This is a genomic window from Halorubrum sp. SD612 (assembly GCF_002135005.1).
In genome coordinates, this window is sequence record NZ_NEWI01000335.1 from 1 (window position 1) to 1,631 (window position 1,631).

1 protein-coding gene is annotated in these 1,631 nt (G+C 69.2%); it reads right to left on the minus strand.

The genetic code is table 11. The features are described from left to right. The coding region (locus tag B9G38_RS17080) for an FAD-linked oxidase C-terminal domain-containing protein (RefSeq protein ID WP_198945733.1) at nt 1–1,631 on the minus strand (1,631 nt) is incomplete at both ends.

Here is a 1,631-nt window from a genome sequence, read left to right on the forward strand (position 1 = left end):
CCCCGGGGTCGACCGTCGACCCGCCGCGGGACGCGAACCACTCCTCGAAGCTCTCGGAGCGGAACGTCGGCAGCTCGCGGTCCGGCGCGATCCCCGCGACCGCCCCCATCACCTTGCGGGCGCCCGGGACCTTCGTCGCCGCGTTCGAGATCGGCGCGAGCGCGCTCCCGAGCGCCGAGAAGCGGTCGATGTCGCGGAAGATCCGCTCGCGGAGCCCCGACCCCTCCGCCTCGTGGTGCTCGTGTTTCACCTCGGCCTTCAGCTTCGCGAGGTCGACGCCGGTGGGGCAGTCGCTCTTGCACCCCTTACAGCCGACGCAGAGCCCGAGCACCTCCTCTTGGAACCGGTCGGAGTGGATCTCCTCGTCGTCGAGTTCGCCGCTGATCGCGGCCCGGAGCATGTTCGCCCGGCCGCGGGTCGCCTGGATCTCCTCCTCGGAGGCGCGGTAGGTCGGACACATCACGCCCGAGTCCGTCTCCCGGCAGGTGCCGCAGCCGTTACACAGCTCGACGAGGTGCGAGAAGCCGCCCTCGTCGTCGAAGTCCAGCTCGGTCTGCGGCTCGATCGACTCGTAGGCGGGGCCGTACCGGAGGTTCTCGCGCATGTCCGTGTCGGCGGCGGAGTCCGGGTAGCCGCGCTCGGCCGCCGTCTCGCCGTCGACGTAGACGACCTTCCCCGGGTTCATCCGCCACTCGGGGTCGAACGTCGACTTGAGCTCCTGGAACGCGCTCCAGAGGTCCTCGCCGTACATCTTCGGGTTGAACTCGGTGCGCGCGAGCCCGTCGCCGTGCTCGCCCGAGAAGGCGCCGTGGTGTTCCAAGACGAGGTCGGTGACGTCCTCGGAGATGGAGTGCATCTTCTCGACGCCCTCCTCCTCCTTCAGCGAGAGGATGGGCCGGATGTGGAGGGTCCCGCTCCCGGCGTGCGCGAAGTAGGCGGCCGAGGTGTCGTGGTCGGTGAGGACGTCCTCGAACTGCCCGACGTACTCCGCGAGCTCCTCGGGCGGCACCGTCGCGTCCTCGATGAACGGGTACGGCTTCGGGTCGCCCCGCATGCTCATCAGGAGGGGGATGGCCGCCTTCCGGAGCTTCCAGAGGTCCTCCTGCGCGTCGGGCGTGTACGCCTCCAGCACGTCGAAGGCGTCGCCCTCGTCGACGAAGTGCGCCGTCGTGTCGGCGATCGCGTCCTCGAAGTCGTCGACCAGCTCCGAGTCCCACTCCAGCATGAGCGCCGCGGCCGCGCGGTCCGGGATCGGCTCGGCGTACTGGGCGAACTCCTGTGAGCCCGCGGCGAGCGAGAACACCTCGTCGTCCATCAGCTCGACCGCGCTCACGGGGAACTCCAGCGCCTCGGGGACCGCCTTCATCGCGTCGACCAGCGAGTCGAAGGCGTACAGCGCGAGCGCCGTCTCCTCGGGGCGGGTGACGAGCGACACCTCGGCCTCGACTATCGTCCCGAGCGTCCCCTCGGCGCCGACGAACAGCTTCGTGAGGTTGATCACCTCCTCGCCGTCGTCGTTCTCGTAGATCACCTTGTGGAGGTTGTAGCCGGAGACCGAGCGCTTGAGGTTCGGGTACTTCTCGTCGATCTCGGACTCGTTCTCCTCGACGAGCGCCCGGGTCGTCTCGTAT